The organism is Blastomonas aquatica, assembly GCF_014639875.1.
Lineage (GTDB): Bacteria > Pseudomonadota > Alphaproteobacteria > Sphingomonadales > Sphingomonadaceae > Blastomonas > Blastomonas aquatica.
Window position 1 is genome coordinate 624,411 of the sequence record NZ_BMGD01000001.1, and the last position, 15,278, is coordinate 639,688.

A 15,278-nucleotide genomic window follows, 5' to 3' on the forward strand; every position below is an offset into this window, starting at 1 on the left:
AGCCGTGCCATGCCGCTTTCAGCATCGAAAAAATCAAACAACTTTTCAATAGCTTGAGGGTCAGGTTAGCGACATGGCAGAACAAGTAACCATGAATCAAGACGGCACCGCCGCCATCGAATCCGATGGTGTGCGTCGCCGTGACTTTATCAACATCGCCGCAGTCAGCTTTGCTGGCGTCGGCGCTGCGACGGTTCTTATCCCGCTCATCACGCAGATGGCGCCCAGCAAGGACGTGCTGGCAGAGGCATCGACCGAGGTCGATGTGTCGGCGGTTGCGCCGGGGCAAACCATCAAAACCATCTGGCGAAAACAACCGGTGTTCATCCGCAATCTGACGCCGGCCGAAGTGGCGGACGCAGAAGGTGTGTCGGTCGATGGCCTGCGCGATCCGCAGTCGCTGCAGGATCGCACCGTCGAAGGCCGGACCAACTGGCTGGTGACCCTGGGCGTGTGCACCCATCTGGGCTGCGTTCCGCTGGGTGCGGCCCAAGGCGAGGTAAAGGGCGAGTTCGGCGGATATTTCTGCCCTTGCCACGGCTCGCACTACGATACCGCAGGACGCATCCGCAAAGGCCCGGCGCCGACCAACCTGTTGGTCCCCGAGTTCGCGTTTCTGTCCGACACAGTCATCAAGATCGGTTGAGGAGCATAAATCATGAGCTTTTCCTGGGCCAAGCATTACGAACCGAAGTCTGACCTGACCAAGTGGCTGGATGATCGCCTGCCGCTTCCCCGTCTGGTCTATGGCGCCATCGGCGCCGGCTACCCGGTTCCCCGCAACCTGAACTATTTCTGGAACTTCGGCGTGCTCGCCGGGGTGGCGCTGGTGATGCAGATCGTCACCGGCATCATCATGGCGATGCACTATGCGCCCAATGCATTGGTCGCCTTTGATTCCACCGAACACATCATGCGCAACGTGAACTGGGGCTGGATGCTGCGTTATGCGCACGCCAACGGCGCCAGCTTCTTCTTTATCGTCGTGTATATCCACATCTTCCGCGGGCTGTATTTCAGCTCGTACAAGGCACCGCGTGAAATGATCTGGCTGCTTGGCCTGGTCATCTTCCTGCTGATGATGGCGACCGCCTTCATGGGCTATGTGCTTCCCTGGGGCCAGATGAGCTTCTGGGGTGCCAAGGTGATCACCGGTCTGTTCGGTGCGATCCCGCTGGTCGGCGAGCCGATCCAACAGTGGCTGCTGGGTGGATTTGCGCCGGATAACGCCGCGCTCAACCGCTTCTTCTCGCTGCACTATCTGCTGCCGTTCGTGACCGCAGGCGTCATCATCCTGCACATCTGGGCACTGCACATCCCGGGTTCGTCGAACCCCACCGGCGTGGAAGTGAAGTCGGAATCGGACACCGTGCCGTTCCACCCCTATTACACTGCCAAGGACGGCTTCGGCCTCGGCGTGTTCCTCATCCTGTTCTGCGCGATGCTGTTCTTCGCGCCGAACTTCCTGGGCCATGCGGACAACTACATCCCCGCAAACCCGCTCTCGACGCCCGCACACATCGTTCCCGAATGGTACTTCTGGCCGTTCTACGCGATCCTGCGCGCCTTCACCTTCGACTTCTTCATCGTTCCTGCCAAGCTGCTGGGCGTGCTGGCGATGTTTGCATCGATCCTGCTGCTGTTCTTCCTGCCCTGGCTGGACCGTTCGCCGGTGCGTTCGGGCAACTATCGCCCGCTGTTCAAGATCTTCTTCGTGGTCTTGCTGCTCGACGTGCTGCTGCTCGGTTATCTGGGCGGTGCGCCGGCTGAAGAACCGTATGTGATGCTCAGCCAGCTGGCTTCGGCGTATTATTTCGCTCACTTCCTGATCATCCTGCCGATCATCTCGAAGATCGAAAAGCCCAAGCCCCTGCCCTTCTCGATCACCGAATCGGTGCTCGGCAAGGACAACACCGGCATCGCAGGCGGCCCCGTGCTGCAGCCTGCCGAATAACGCCCGAACCCATAAGGAAAGTCATTCGACATGATTCGTATTGGTGCATTTTTGGTGGGGCTGTTCTTTGCCGGCTGGCTCATCGTCTCGTTCGGTGTAGGCGCAGCCGCCTACATCAGCGAACCACCGCAGGAAACTGCGGAGCATGCCTTCCATGAAAAGCCGAAGGCGCTCACTCTGGCCAGCGATGGCCCGATGGGCAAGTTCGACCGCCAGCAGCTTCAGCGCGGCTTCCAGGTGTACAAGGAAGTGTGCGCAGCCTGCCACTCGATGCGGCTGGTTTCGTTCCGTAACCTGGCCGAGCTTGGCTATAACGAAGACGAAGTGAAGGCAATCGCAGCAAACTGGCCAATCCAGACGCCGGACATCGACCCGGCGACAGGTGAAGCCACAACGCGCGCATCGCTGCCGACCGATCCGTTCCCTTCACCGCATGCCAATGAAACAGCTGCGCGTGCTGCCAACAACAATGCGCTGCCACCTGATCTTTCGCTGATCACCAAGGCTCGCAGCGGCGGAGCACCGTATATCTATTCGCTGTTGCTGGGCTATCAGGAGCCACCGGCCGAACTCGCCCAGCGCTTCCCTGACTCGATGCCGGGACCTGGCCTCAACTACAATCCGTACTTTGCCAATCTCAACATCGCGATGGCCAATCCTCTGGGCAGCGACGGCATCGTCACTTACTCCGATGGAACGAACGCTACCCGCGAACAGATGGCCAAGGACGTGTCGGCTTTCCTGGTGTGGACCGCAGAGCCCACGCTGGAAAAGCGCCACCAGACCGGCTGGGCCGTGCTGATCTTCCTGATCATCGCGACGGGCCTGGGCTATATGGCGTATCGCAACGTGTGGGCAGGCGTGAAGCACTAAGCTTCTTACGCGCCCTGACGCAGACAAACGGTCCGGCCCGGAAGTGCGAACTTCCGGGCCGGATTGCGTTTGGGGGGCGACGCTATTCCCTGTAGCTTGATAGGCGGGGCCAAAGTCCGGTCCCCTGCGCAGGCAGGGGCCCATCTCCTGACGGTTGTGCAGGGTGCGGGGGCAGGAGATGGGTGCCTGCCTTCGCAGGCAAGCGGCTCTCCCTCACGCAGACCGAAATCACTTCCGCTGCCCACGGATCATCCCCGCCATTTCTTCGCGTCTTCGCGTCTTCGCGTGAAAACAATCTGGCTCACGCGAAGCCGCGAAGACGCGAAGACGCGAAGAAGGTCGCGCCGGACGTCGGCCTTTCACTCAGCTTTTGATAGTGTCCACACTGAGCGGCAGCGGCAGCTATCGAGCACTGACATGAAAAAGCTGACTTTCAGCAGACGACCCGATTGCAGAAATTCAGGGCGGTGTTCAAACTGGTCGCCATGGTTTGGAGCGAAACTGGAAATTGGGCGGGAGCGGTGGTCTTGATTGCCGCCTTTTTTATGCTGCCTCGGTGGATCTCTTTCCGCCGAAGGGCAATAGCTGGAACCGTGTTGTTCCCTTTAGGCTGGGCAAGGATTTTCAGCGGGATAGCTTTCGATGACCGGCCTTTTATGCAGTCAGAAGTAGTGGCCTATACTTGGTTAGGTATTAGCTGTCTGGCCATCATTCTAGCGATCACCCTGCTCGTGCCGGTTCTTTTTGAATGGCTTAGGACACGCCGAAAACCAAAGCGCAGGACTGAAAAGTGGCGTGCAGGCCATTGGAAAAACTGAGCGTCCGCTTCCCACCCAGTTTCAGCCATTAGCTGCCCTCACAGTCGCTCCCGAAAGCAGACCGCTCCGGAAACACCCTCACTGGCCATCATCTTCATCCCGCAACACCGGCGCAACGCGCTCGTCCTGCGAGCCGGGCGGCGGCCTGCGGACCGGGGGGCGGGGTTCGGCTTGCCGTGTCTGGGGGCGCTGTGTCGGTTGGTCGCGGCCCAACGCGCGGTCGATGAAGTTGTCGTCGAGGCGCTCGGGGAGCTGCACCGGCGGAGGTGCAAACGGATCGGGGACTTCAGGGCCACGACCCGGCTCGATCGGATTTCCGTTCTCGTCGATGAAGACCACATCGTCGGGTGAGCCGAAATAGGCCTCGTCATCGGGCTCGAGCTGCCATTCGGGCAACACCAGCTCGGTGTCGAAAGGCTCGACCTTGCGCTTGGCGACCGCGACCTTCATGTAAGCTGCAAACGCGCGCGCGGGCGCCGTTCCGCCCTGCAGTCCGCCGACCGGGCGGGCATCGTCACGGCCCATCCACACGCCCGTCGTGATGCCGCTTGAAAAGCCCAGGAACCAGCCGTCCTTGTTGCTGTTGGTCGTGCCGGTCTTGCCAGCCACCGGGCGCCCGATCTGCGCCGCGCGGCCGGTGCCGACATTGACTGCGGTCTGAAGCAGATCGGTCATGCCTGCAGTGACATGCGGCGGTACCAGCACCTGGCTCATGTCCGCTTCGTGCTGATAGAGCACATCACCATCGCTGGTGGTGACCTTGGTGATGCCATAAGGCGATATCGCGACCCCGCCCGAGCTGACCCCCGCAAAGGCACGCACCATGTCGATCACGCGGACCTCGGAGGATCCCAGCACCATCGAAGGCAGCGTCGTGATCGGCGTGGTGATGCCGAAGCGGCGCGCCATGTTGGCGATCGAGCTGGTGCCGACATCCTCGCCGATCCGCGCCGCAACGGTGTTCTTGGAATAAGCGAACGCCGTGCGCAGCGTGATGTCGCCGGCATAGCTGCCGCCGCTGTTGCGCGGGGTCCAGCCACCGATGGTGACCGGGGCATCGGTGACGATATCCTCGGGGGTATAACCTGATTCGAGCGCGGTGAGATAGACGAACAGCTTCCAGGCCGATCCCGGCTGGCGCAATGCGCTGGTCGCGCGGTTGTAGTTCGAGGTGACGTAGTCGGTGCCGCCGACCATCGCGCGCACCGCGCCATCGCGGTCGAGCGAGACCAGAGCGCCTTGCGCGCCACGCGGCACATTGGCCTGGATCGCCGCAGTCCCTGCGCGCTGCATGTTCAGGTCAAGCGTGGTCCACACCACGATCGGCTGGCCATCATCCTCGATCAGCGTATCGAGCTGCGGCAGCGCCCAGTCGGTGAAATAGCGCACCGAATTCTGCCCCTTTTCGGGTGCGAACTCGACGCCTTGGAGATCGGCTTCAGCGGCCTGGGCAGGCGTGATCGTGCCGACATCCTGCATGACCATCAGCACCACCCCGGCCCGGCCCAAGGCTGCCTCGGTGTCGGCGGTGGGCGAATAGCGCGAAGGTGCCTTGACCAACCCGGCAATAATCGCGGATTCAGCCAGCGACAGCGTCCTGGCATCATGGTTGAAGAACTTGCGCGCGGCCGAATCGACGCCATAAGCACCGCCGCCGAAATAGACCTTGTTGAGATAGAGCTCGAGGATCTGGTCCTTGGAGAACTTGCGCTCAAGCGCCAGCGCGAGCACGCCTTCGCGGATCTTGCGGGTGTACGAGCGGCTGTTGCTGAGGAAGACGTTGCGCGCCAGCTGCTGGGTGATCGTCGATGTCGCGCGCACCCGGCCGCCGCCTGCGACCGAATTGTAGATCGCGCGGCCGATGCCGATCGGATCGACGCCCGGGTGATAGGCGTAACGCCGGTCCTCGACCGAGATCATCGCGTCCTTCATGGTCTGGGGGATGTCCTCGATCGCCAGCCAGTTGCCGAAGCTCGGCCCGAGCTGCATGATCTCGGTACCATCGGCGGCGCGGACCAGAATCATCTGGCCATTGGGCGAAGATTTCATGTCCTGGAAGCTGGGCAGCGATCCCATCACCGTGACCACCGCGACAATCAGCCCGATCAGGCCGACCAACGCCGCAGCCGATCCGATCTTGACGATGCGCCAGAACCACAGGCGCGGGCCGCCCGCAGGCTTGGGCTTGGACTTTGCCCTGCCACCCTTGTCTTTCACCGCCATGCGCAATCGGCCCCTGTCATCCCTGCCAAGCACTCTCAACACCGCTGGTATTGTTCGCCGCGGAGCAAAGCGCCGCGTCTTGCAGCATGCGGCTTTCGCTAGGCTGAATATAGCGTCCCGCGCGATGCGCCAAGCCGTTTCGGCGGTGTCTCACACTGCGCCCGATCCGGCTGATTCGCTGGCGATTTGCGCCTGCGCCTGGGCGAGTTCCTGCGGGGTGTTGACGTTCGTCAGGACGCCAGCCTCGGCAAACTCGACCGGCACCGCGCCAAGTTCCTCTCCCAGCCGCCGTAGCGACCATTTCTGCACGCATCGATCGGCGGGCAAGGCCATGATCACCGCCTGCACGTTCCACAGGGCAAACGCGGGCTGCCAGGTTCCATCGCATTGGGCCATCGCCACCGGTGCACCCTCGCCCAACCGGGTGACCAGATCCAACGGCACGAACGGCGCATCGACCGGCGCGGTGACGAAGCCGTCCGCGCCCTGCGCCGCCAGGTACAGCGCCATCGCGCGGATCGCGCCCACCGGTCCTGCAGGCCCATCGGCAAGGTCTGCAACCGCAGTGGCGCCGGTGCCGTAATCATGCGGCGCGCAGAGCAACACCTGCGGCACTTGCGCACGCAGGCGGTACAGCACCCGGTCGATCATCCGCTCCCCGCCGATCAACGCCAGCGCCTTGTCCAAACCCTCCATCCGGCGAGATTGGCCACCCGCAAGCAGCGCGGCGACCTGCGGCAGGCCATGGCTCATCCGCTCAATTCGCAGGTATCGCAGGAGCGATCGGCGATGGCTGCGCGATCGGCAGACCGCTCGCATCGCGCAGTCCGCGCGGTTCGAGAATGGCGGCGCTCTCGATGATGTCGAGCGCGCGCCTGGCCTCGGCATACATCCGCGCCTTGCCCATCCAGTCTGCCGCCTTGTTGCGGCCGGGCAGCCGTTCGATCTCGCCCAAGGCGGCCTCGACGCGCCCGGCCTCAAGATAGCGCTTGGCGCGCTGCAAGCGCTGTGTCGGGGTTTGCGATACCGTGCCCTGCTGCTCGACCACGAACAGCTCGCTGGCCTCGCGCTGCAGCGAATCCCAGAAGCTCTCGCCTGAATCCCCACCCGATGTGATCGACGGGCCGATCTCCTCGAGCTGGCTGCGCAATTGGTCCATGGTCACCGGGTTGCGCGCGGCGCGCACGATCGTGCCCACCGCATTGGGCTGGGCCGCGCCGAAGCGTAGCTGCAACTGCCCTTCCAGATAGCCCAGCGCCGATGCGCGATCGAGCGCACGGCGCGCGGCAAAGGCGATCAGCAGACCTTCGGCGCGCCCGGCATTGCCTGACGCCGCCTGCGCCTGGACGTTGATCAGCGACAGCCGGTTTTCCAGCTCTGCTACCCGCGCATCGAGCGCACCCGGAGGCGGCGCACCCAGCATTCCGCCAGGCATAGGCGCCGGTGCGCCCGAAATCGCTGGGTTTGCGGGGTCGGACGTGACCACGTTGCTTTCGAGGGCGGTCTGCGCTGGTGCCGAAGTGGTATCACCAAACCAGCCTGACCGCGTAATCAGCCAGCCCGACAGGATCGCCCCACCGACAAAGGCCAGCACCAGCAGCATCAGCAGCGTCCTGCCGCTGGCCCCATGCGAGGCGCGGCCCGGGCGGGTGGTATCAGCGTTCATCATGTCTCCGGCTTGTCTGCCTGTTGCAACCTTGCATCATGCTGGCACAGCGCGTTTGCTACGTCCAGCAATGCCCGGTCGTCGGTCGATGCCGCCACCCGCACCGCGGCCCAGCCTTCACCTGCTACATCGACCAGAGCCGGGGCAAACAGCGCAAGGCTGATCGCGCCGCGATCCAACCGTGCCGCATCGACGAGCGAACTGAAATGCTCTGCCGCGCGCGCCGAGTGCAAAAGCACGACGGCAGGCTGGGCCAACGCGTCGCGCAACGTATCGGGCATCGGCAGCGCGCGCGATCGGTAAACGATGCGGGTATCGATCGCGAGGCGGCTATCGGGAAGATCGACATGATCCTCCCCTGCCAGCCGCAGGATATGCAGGTGCCCATCCTCGGCCAGCATCGGCAGCAATGCCGCAAGACCGCCGGTTCCCTGGCCGCGCACCCGAAACCCCAGGTCCAGCGCCATCCGCGAGGTCTTGCCGCCCACCGCATAGACCGGCAGGTCCTTGAGGTCCGCCAGCGCAGGGCCACCATGGCGGAAGACGTTGGCGCTGCCGACCAGCAACGCATCATAAGCCGAAGCGTCGGCAGGCGTCCACGCGACCTGCTCGATCACAAACAGCGGCGTGACCAGCGGATGGTGCCCCGCTGCACGCAACGCCTGCGCGGTTGCGGTCGCGCCGGGCTGCGGGCGAAGAACGATGATTCGCGAGCCCGCCATCAGCGCGGATTGAAAAGCCGCGTGATCGTCTCGGGCGCTTTGGCAAGCAGTTCAGCTGCAAGCAGCGCGGGTGCACCCGGATCGCTCGCCGCAAAGGTTGTATCGCCTGCGACGTGCTGCGCACCGTCTTCTGAATACAGCACCGCGCGCAGATGGATCGTCGTGCCCGAGATTCGCGCCAGCGCCGCGATCGCCGAATGGCAGTCGCCGCCCAGCGCCTCGAGCAGCGCGCGTTCGGCCATCACGCAGGCTGATGTCGGCGCGTCGTCGATCCCGCCGATCAGCGCGCGCATCGGCGCATCGTCCCTGCGTACTTCGATCCCAACCGCACCCTGCGAGGGTGCAGGCAGCCAGACCTCGGTTTCCAGCCGAACCGAGGGGATGCCGGTCAGCCTCTCGCCCAGCCGGTCCAGCCCGGCGGCGGCAAGCAAGGTCGCATCCGCCTCGCCGCTCTGCAGTTTGCCGATGCGCGTGGCGACATTGCCGCGGAACAGCACCGGCACGACATCGGGGCGAATCATCCGGATCTGCGCAGCGCGGCGCGGCGAACTGGTGCCGAAGCGCGCGCCTTGCGGCAGCGCAGCGATGCTGGGCGACCCCAGCAGCACGTCGCGAACATCCGCGCGCGGCAGCATCGCCGCGAGCACGAACGCTTCCGGCCGGATCGTCTCGACATCCTTCATCGAATGCACCGACAGATCGATCGTACCGCCACCCAGCGACCAGTCGAGCTCGCGGGTCCACAGCGCCTTGCCACCGACATCGGCGAGCGGTCGATCGGTGATCTTGTCGCCGCTGGCCACCACCGGCGACAGCTCGACCTGATCCTCGGCCAGTCCCCAGCGCGCGCGCAACGCGGCGGCGGTCATGTACGCCTGTGCCATCGCCAGCGGCGATGCGCGGGTGCCCAGCCGGATCGGGCGGGTGGCGAGTATCTCGGCGATGCCATCGGGCAACGCGCCGGAGGCCCCAGGTGTTTCAGAGGCGAAGGTGTGCGTGGTATCTGCCATGCACCTTGTGCTAGCGGCCAATAGCGATAAGGGAAAGCCCCATGGCAATCATCCTCGGCATCGAATCGAGCTGCGATGAAAGCGCGGCCGCGCTGATCGGGTCCGACCGCAGCATCCTCGCCCACCGGCTGGCAGGCCAGGAAGACGCGCACCGCCCCTATGGCGGCGTGGTGCCCGAAATCGCCGCGCGCGCGCATGTGCAGGTGCTCACGCCGCTGATCGAGGCGGCGCTCAACGATGCCGGACTGACGCTGGACGATGTCGACGCGGTCGCCGCAACCGCAGGCCCCGGGCTGATCGGCGGCGTGATGGTCGGGCTGGTCACCGCCAAGGCGCTGGCGATGGCAGCGGGCAAGCCGCTGATCGCGGTCAATCATCTTGAGGGCCATGCGCTCTCGCCGCGGCTGGCCGATTCGAGCCTTGAATTCCCCTATCTGTTGCTGCTCGTCTCGGGCGGGCATTGCCAGATTTTGCGGGTTGATGGCGTCGGCCAATACCGGCGGCTGGCGACGACGATCGACGATGCGGCGGGCGAGGCGTTCGACAAGACCGCCAAGATCCTGGGGCTGGGCTATCCCGGGGGGCCCAGGGTCGAAGCCCTGGCCAAGACTGGCGATGCCAGAGCCGTTCCGCTGCCCCGGCCGCTGCTGGGAAGCGCAGAGCCGCATTTCTCGTTCGCCGGGCTGAAGAGCGCGGTGCTGCGCGCGGCGCAATCGGGCAACTATCGGCCAGAGGACATCGCCGCGAGTTTTCAGGCGGCGGTAGTGGATTGCTTGATCGACCGGCTGGAGAAGGCCATCGCCCAGGGCGGTCCTGCCAGCCATCTCGTGGTCGCAGGCGGGGTCGCGGCAAACGGCGCGATCCGCTCGGCGCTCGAGGCGCTGGCCGCGCGCCACGACATGGGCTTTGTCGCACCACCGTTGTGGCTGTGCACCGACAATGCCGCGATGATTGGCTGGGCGGGCGCGGAGCGGTTTGCGCTGGGGCTGACCGATCCGCTCGATATTGCCGCGCGACCGCGTTGGCCGCTTGACCCGGCAGCAGAAGCAGCGCGTGGCGCGGGAGTGAAGGCATGAGCGAGAACAAGCCAACCGTCGGCGTGATCGGCGGCGGCGCATGGGGCACCGCGCTGGCACAGATGCTGGCGAGCGATGGCCGCGACGTTCTGCTCTGGGCGTTCGAACCGGCGGTGGTCAAAGCCATCAACACGCAGCACAGCAACAGCGCCTATCTTTCGGGCACCACGCTTGACCCTGCGATCCGCGCTACGGGTGACCTTGGCGCACTGGCTGATTGCGCGCTGCTGCTGGTGGTGACACCCGCGCAGCACATGCGCCGCGTCCTCAAGCAACTGCCGCACGGAACCACCGATCTGGTGCTGTGCTGCAAGGGCATCGAGGAGGCGACCGGCGACCTGATGGTCGATGCCGCACGCGCCGCTGCGCCCGGACGCCCGCTCGCCGTCCTCTCCGGGCCGACATTCGCGCATGAGGTGGCCGCCGGCCAGCCGACCGCGGTGACTTTGGCGTGCGAGGATCATGTCCAGTGGGACCGGATCGCACCGCAGATCGCGCGGCCCGCATTCCGCCCGTATTTTACCACCGACATTACCGGCGCCGAGATCGGCGGCGCGGTGAAGAACGTGCTCGCGATCGCGTGCGGCGTGGTCGAGGGGCTGGGTCTGGGGCAGAACGCCCGCGCGGCGCTGATCGCGCGCGGCTTTGCCGAGATGACCCGCTTTGGCCTCGCCTGCGGCGCGCAGGCCGAAACGCTTTCGGGTCTGTCGGGGCTGGGCGATCTGGTGCTGACCTGCTCGTCGGTGAGCTCGCGCAATTTCTCGCTGGGCAAGGCGCTGGGCGAGGGGCGCAAGGCAGCCGATGTTCTCGCCGATCGTACCACTGTCGCCGAAGGCGCTTTCACCGCACCGGTGTTGCAACGCGTTGCGCGGACACGCGGCGTGGCGATGCCGATCGTCGATACCGTCTGCGCGCTGCTCGCAGGGGAGGTTGCAGCGGCGGAGGCGGTGGCGGCGCTGCTGGCACGGCCGCTGACGGCGGAGTAGACGCTGTCTTTCACTCCTCTGTGCCTCCCTACCCCGCTCAGCCTGAGCCTGTCGAAGGCCCCGCGCTGTGAGTAGCATCAAAAGCTCAGTGCTTTCCGGCGAACGCCGGAATCCAGAGCGACTGCAGCGCGATCTGACCCCTGGGCTCCGGCTTTCGCCGGAGGACGGTAGAGCGATTTAGCAACCGTGTGCGCGAGGCCTTCGACAGGCTCAGGCTGAGCGGATGTTTTCCAATGGGTGCTCATGTTCCCCCGCCAATATCCCCGCAAGCCCGGCCTCGTAATCGGGATACCGCAACTCCCAGCCCAGCAGCCGCTTGGCCTTGCCGTTCGCGACCCGGCGGTTCTCGGCGTAGAATCCCAGCGCCATTGGCGACAGATTGGCCTGTTCGAGGGTCTGCATCGGCGGCAGCGGAGCGCCGAGCAACCGGCACGCGGCCTCGATCACCCGGTTCTGCGAGCACGGCAGGTCATCCGACAGATTGTACACTCCCGGCGGTCCGGCGAACGATGCGATGACGCCGCCTGCGATATCGTCGACATGCACCCGGCTGAACACCTGATCGGGCAGGTCGATGCGCTTGCCCGAGCCTTCGCGCACCCGGTCGAGCGCACTGCGGCCGGGGCCGTAGATGCCGGGCAGCCGCAGCACTCGCACGTGTGTATCGCCCGGGGGATCAAGCGCCTGCCAGTCGAGATCGGCCTGGGTGCGCGCATTGCGTCTGCCCGTCCCGACGATCGCGCCTTCATCGACCCACGCGCCGCGCGCATCGCCATAGACGCCGGTAGAGGACAGGTATCCGATCCAGCGCGCGGGCGCGGCGCGCAAGGCATCGACATAGGCGGCGAGCACCGGGTCCGCGCCGGTCGCGCGGTCGGGGGGCACGCTTGAGAGGATGTGCGTCGCGCTGGCCAATGCTGCGTGTACCGCTGAGCCATCGGCAAAATCCACATCCCCGCCGCGCCCGGTGCCGTGGACTTGCCAGCCTTGCTCGCACAATCGCCGGGCGAGGTGCGAGGCAGTGTAGCCCATGCCGAAGATGAAGAGGGTGTTCATGGGGTGACCGTAGCTTTGGGCGAGAGGGATGCAAGGTCGTTGCTGGGGACGGCCCTTCCAAATCCTCCCCCAGCTTGCTGGGGGAGGGGGACCGCCCGCGCAGCGGGGGGTGGAGGGGCTGCGGGTGCGTGCTGCCCTTAGTGGTAGTGCGATCTCGCTTCCCCTCCACCACCGCCCCTCGGGCGGCGGTCCCCCTCCCCGAGACAAGCTCGGGGAGGATTTTTTCGTGCCAAAGCCCCGCCCCCGCATTAGGGTCACCCATATGGCAGACATCCACCCCGCAACCGCCACCCCGATCCTGGCCGAGCCCCAGGTCATCCGCCGTGCCGATTACCGGCCGCCCGATTGGTGGGTGAAGACGGTCGCGCTCGAGTTCGATCTCGATCTGTCCGCCACGAAAGTGTCCGCGACTCTCGAGATCGAGCGCAATGGCGAGCACGACCGGCCGCTCAGGCTCGATTGCGATGGCGTGCTGCCGCTGACGCTGACCATCGATGGCATGGCCGCCAACTGGCGCCACGAGGGCGACCAGATTGCTATCGATATCTCCGCGCCGACCGCCACCGTGCACCTGACCACGACGATCGCGCCCGATACCAACACGCAGCTGATGGGCTTGTTCGCATCGAACGGCATGCTGTGCACCCAGTGCGAGGCCGAAGGGTTCCGCCGGATCATCCCGTTCGTCGACCGGCCCGACAATATGGCGGTGTACGAGGTGCTGCTGCGCGCCGACAAGACGCGCTTCCCGGTGCTGCTCGCCAACGGGGCATTGGTCGATTCGGGCGATCTCGAAGACGGGCGCCATTATGCGCGCTGGCACGATCCGCACCCCAAGCCGAGCTATCTGTTCGCCTTGGTCGCAGGCGATCTGGTGGCGACGCGTGACCATTTCACCACCAGGTCGGGCGCGCCGGTGGACCTTGCGATCTACGTCCGCGCTGGCGACGAGGGCCGTACCGCGCACGCGATGCAGGCGCTCAAGGCCTCGATGGCATGGGACGAGCGCGTCTATGGCCTCGAATACGACCTGCCGGTATTCAACATCGTCGCGGTCAGCGATTTCAACATGGGGGCGATGGAGAACAAGGGGCTCAACATCTTCAATTCGCGTTACATCCTCGCCGACCCCGATACCGCGACCGATTATGATTACGACGCGATCGAGGGCGTGGTCGCGCACGAATATTTCCACAACTGGTCGGGCAACCGCGTCACCTGCCGCGACTGGTTCCAGCTGAGCCTCAAAGAGGGCTTCACCGTCTATCGCGACCAGTGCTTTTCCGCCGATATGGGATCGGAAGCGGTCAAGCGGATCGAGGATGTGCGGATGCTGCGCGCGACGCAGTTTCCCGAGGATGCAGGGCCGCTCGCGCACCCGATCCGCCCCGACAGCTATATGGAGATCAGCAACTTTTATACCTCGACGATCTACAACAAGGGCGCCGAAGTCATCCGCATGATGGCAACGATGGCGGGCCCTGAACGCTTCCGCGCAGGCAGCGACCTGTATTTCCAGCGCCACGACGGGGAAGCTGCGACCTGCGAGCAGTTCGTCCGTGCGATGGAGGACGGTGCGGGGCTCGATCTTGGCCAGTTCCGCCACTGGTACGAACAGGCGGGCACCCCGCAGGTGCAGGCGCGGCTGGAGCATGACGCCGACAGCGCGACCGCAACGCTGCACCTGCGCCAGCGGTTCTCGCCCACGCCGGGCCAGCCTGACAAGCCGCTGATGCCGATCCCCTTGCGTACTGCGCTGATCGACCGCGACATGAAGGCGCATCGCGGCGAGCAGCTGGTGATGCTGGCGCAAGCCGAGCAGAGCGTGACCTTCACCGGCTTTGCGCGCCCGCCGGTGCTCTCGATCAACCGCGGCTTTTCGGCGCCGGTGACGATGGATGTCGCGCGACGCAGCGGCGACCTGTTGTTCCTGGTGCGGCACGATGACGATCCGTTCGCGCGCTACGAGGCGCTGCAGCAGCTGGTCATCGACCGGCTGATCGCCGATATCGGCGAAGAGGGCGCTGCTTCCGAACGCGCCGCCGGGCTCGAGGACATCGTGTCGGTGTTCGGCGATCTGGTCAGCGACCAAAGGCTCGACGATTCGATGCGCACCGAAATCCTGAGCCTTCCGACCGAGGCGTTTCTGGGCGAACAGATGCTGATCGTCCGGCCCGAAGCGATCCATTCCGCCCGCCGCGCATTGCGCAAGGCGATCGGCACACGGCTGCTCGACCAGTGGCGGATTGTGCACGAACGCGCATCCGCCGTGCACTATTCGCTAAGCCGCGAGGCGCGCGGGGCGCGCAAGATCAAATCGCTGGCGCTGGGCTATATCGCGTCTTCCGAAGCGCCGGATGCGGGCAAAATCGCGTTTGCGCAGTTCGCCAGTGCGGACAACATGACCGACCGGCAGGGCGCAATGATGGTGCTTGCCAGCATGGCCGGCGACGAACGCGAGAGCGCGCTCGACAGCTTCTACAACCGCTACCAGGGCAACGCGCTGGTCATCGACAAATGGTTCTCGCTGCAGACCAGCTCGGCGCACCCCAAGGTGTACGAACAGACGCTTGAGCTGATCCAGCACAAGGATTTCACGCTGACCAACCCCAACCGGGTGCGCGCGCTGTACTGGCCGTTTGTCTCCAACCAGGCCGAGTTCCACCATGCCAGCGGCCGCGGATACCGACTGCTGACCGATCTGGTGCTGCGGCTTGATCCCGTAAACCCGCAGACCACCGCGCGCTTCATCGCGCCGCTGGGCCGCTGGCGCCGGTTCGACGAGGCGAGGGCGGCGATGATGCGCGGCTGCCTCGAGCAGATCCTGGCGCAGCCGGGGTTGTCCAAGGACACGACGGAGCAAGTGATGAAGAGCCTTGAGTGACACGATCAAG

The 15,278-nt window shown here is 65.0% G+C and carries 13 protein-coding genes; 7 read left to right on the plus strand and 6 right to left on the minus strand.

The window, feature by feature from the left end:
* The first annotated feature begins 91 nt into the window (after positions 1 to 91).
* The 4 genes from petA to IEW00_RS02905 all read left to right on the plus strand — a co-directional run bounded on the left by petA (position 92) and on the right by IEW00_RS02905 (position 3,645).
* A complete protein-coding gene (gene petA, locus IEW00_RS02890; RefSeq protein WP_373282561.1) occupies positions 92 to 646 on the plus strand; it encodes a ubiquinol-cytochrome c reductase iron-sulfur subunit in 555 nt (184 codons plus the stop codon).
* Between the two features lie 12 nt (positions 647 to 658).
* Positions 659 to 1,954: a cytochrome b gene (locus IEW00_RS02895; RefSeq protein WP_188512835.1), complete on the plus strand. Its 1,296-nt coding sequence runs from the start codon at positions 659 to 661 to the stop codon at positions 1,952 to 1,954.
* Positions 1,955 to 1,984: 30 nt separating this feature from the next.
* Positions 1,985 to 2,827: a cytochrome c1 gene (locus tag IEW00_RS02900; protein WP_188512836.1), complete on the plus strand. Its 843-nt coding sequence runs from the start codon at positions 1,985 to 1,987 to the stop codon at positions 2,825 to 2,827.
* 467 nt (positions 2,828 to 3,294) lie between these two features.
* The gene (locus IEW00_RS02905; RefSeq protein WP_188512837.1) at positions 3,295 to 3,645 is read left to right on the plus strand and encodes a hypothetical protein; all 351 of its coding nucleotides are present in this window, start codon (positions 3,295 to 3,297) and stop codon (positions 3,643 to 3,645) included.
* A 78-nt stretch (positions 3,646 to 3,723) separates the two neighbouring features.
* Here IEW00_RS02905 and IEW00_RS02910 read toward each other — a convergent pair whose 3' ends face one another.
* From IEW00_RS02910 to hemC, 5 genes are all read right to left on the minus strand, one after another.
* Positions 3,724 to 5,868 (minus strand): transglycosylase domain-containing protein, encoded by a 2,145-nt coding sequence (locus IEW00_RS02910; RefSeq protein ID WP_188512838.1) that lies wholly within the window; start codon positions 5,866 to 5,868, stop codon positions 3,724 to 3,726.
* 150 nt (positions 5,869 to 6,018) lie between these two features.
* Positions 6,019 to 6,621, minus strand: coding sequence for a molybdenum cofactor guanylyltransferase (mobA, locus tag IEW00_RS02915; protein WP_188512839.1), 603 nt, complete (start codon positions 6,619 to 6,621; stop codon positions 6,019 to 6,021).
* 4 nt (positions 6,622 to 6,625) lie between these two features.
* Entirely contained in the window at positions 6,626 to 7,537 is a 912-nt protein-coding gene (locus tag IEW00_RS02920) for an MICOS complex subunit MIC60 (protein WP_188512840.1), read from the minus strand.
* Positions 7,534 to 8,256 carry a uroporphyrinogen-III synthase gene (locus tag IEW00_RS02925; protein WP_188512841.1) on the minus strand — a complete coding sequence of 241 codons (723 nt, stop codon included), beginning with the start codon at positions 8,254 to 8,256 and terminating at the stop codon, positions 7,534 to 7,536. Before IEW00_RS02925 ends, IEW00_RS02920 begins: the two co-directional genes overlap by 4 nt.
* On the minus strand, positions 8,256 to 9,266 hold the full coding sequence (gene hemC / locus IEW00_RS02930; RefSeq protein ID WP_188512842.1) for a hydroxymethylbilane synthase: 1,011 nt from the start codon (positions 9,264 to 9,266) through the stop codon (positions 8,256 to 8,258). The genes IEW00_RS02925 and hemC overlap by 1 nt, the downstream gene beginning before the upstream one ends.
* A gap of 41 nt (positions 9,267 to 9,307) precedes the next feature.
* Between hemC and tsaD the strand changes: the two genes are divergently transcribed.
* Positions 9,308 to 10,342, plus strand: coding sequence for a tRNA (adenosine(37)-N6)-threonylcarbamoyltransferase complex transferase subunit TsaD (tsaD, locus tag IEW00_RS02935; RefSeq protein WP_188512843.1), 1,035 nt, complete (start codon positions 9,308 to 9,310; stop codon positions 10,340 to 10,342).
* Entirely contained in the window at positions 10,339 to 11,328 is a 990-nt protein-coding gene (locus IEW00_RS02940; RefSeq protein ID WP_188512844.1) for an NAD(P)H-dependent glycerol-3-phosphate dehydrogenase, read from the plus strand. The genes tsaD and IEW00_RS02940 overlap by 4 nt, the downstream gene beginning before the upstream one ends.
* 210 nt (positions 11,329 to 11,538) lie before the next feature.
* On the opposite strand, the gene IEW00_RS02945 is transcribed toward IEW00_RS02940, so the two are convergent.
* Positions 11,539 to 12,384 carry an SDR family oxidoreductase gene (locus IEW00_RS02945; protein ID WP_188512845.1) on the minus strand — a complete coding sequence of 282 codons (846 nt, stop codon included), beginning with the start codon at positions 12,382 to 12,384 and terminating at the stop codon, positions 11,539 to 11,541.
* Between the two features lie 262 nt (positions 12,385 to 12,646).
* Between IEW00_RS02945 and pepN the strand changes: the two genes are divergently transcribed.
* The gene (pepN, locus tag IEW00_RS02950) at positions 12,647 to 15,268 is read left to right on the plus strand and encodes an aminopeptidase N (RefSeq protein ID WP_188512846.1); all 2,622 of its coding nucleotides are present in this window, start codon (positions 12,647 to 12,649) and stop codon (positions 15,266 to 15,268) included.
* Positions 15,269 to 15,278 lie beyond the last annotated feature (10 nt).

Excerpts from the sequence above, each read along its gene's own strand:
- IEW00_RS02910 (WP_188512838.1), bottom strand. The coding sequence starts at position 5,868 with ATGGCGGTGAAAGACAAGGGTGGCAGGGCAAAGTCCAAGCCCAAGCCT.
- hemC (WP_188512842.1), bottom strand. The coding sequence starts at position 9,266 with ATGGCAGATACCACGCACACCTTCGCCTCTGAAACACCTGGGGCCTCC.
- IEW00_RS02945 (WP_188512845.1), bottom strand. The coding sequence starts at position 12,384 with ATGAACACCCTCTTCATCTTCGGCATGGGCTACACTGCCTCGCACCTC.
- pepN (WP_188512846.1), top strand. The coding sequence starts at position 12,647 with ATGGCAGACATCCACCCCGCAACCGCCACCCCGATCCTGGCCGAGCCC.
- IEW00_RS02900 (WP_188512836.1), top strand. The coding sequence starts at position 1,985 with ATGATTCGTATTGGTGCATTTTTGGTGGGGCTGTTCTTTGCCGGCTGG.
- mobA (WP_188512839.1), bottom strand. The coding sequence starts at position 6,621 with ATGAGCCATGGCCTGCCGCAGGTCGCCGCGCTGCTTGCGGGTGGCCAA.
- tsaD (WP_188512843.1), top strand. The coding sequence starts at position 9,308 with ATGGCAATCATCCTCGGCATCGAATCGAGCTGCGATGAAAGCGCGGCC.
- petA (WP_373282561.1), top strand. The coding sequence starts at position 92 with ATGAATCAAGACGGCACCGCCGCCATCGAATCCGATGGTGTGCGTCGC.
- IEW00_RS02925 (WP_188512841.1), bottom strand. The coding sequence starts at position 8,256 with ATGGCGGGCTCGCGAATCATCGTTCTTCGCCCGCAGCCCGGCGCGACC.
- IEW00_RS02895 (WP_188512835.1), top strand. The coding sequence starts at position 659 with ATGAGCTTTTCCTGGGCCAAGCATTACGAACCGAAGTCTGACCTGACC.
- IEW00_RS02920 (WP_188512840.1), bottom strand. The coding sequence starts at position 7,537 with ATGATGAACGCTGATACCACCCGCCCGGGCCGCGCCTCGCATGGGGCC.
- IEW00_RS02940 (WP_188512844.1), top strand. The coding sequence starts at position 10,339 with ATGAGCGAGAACAAGCCAACCGTCGGCGTGATCGGCGGCGGCGCATGG.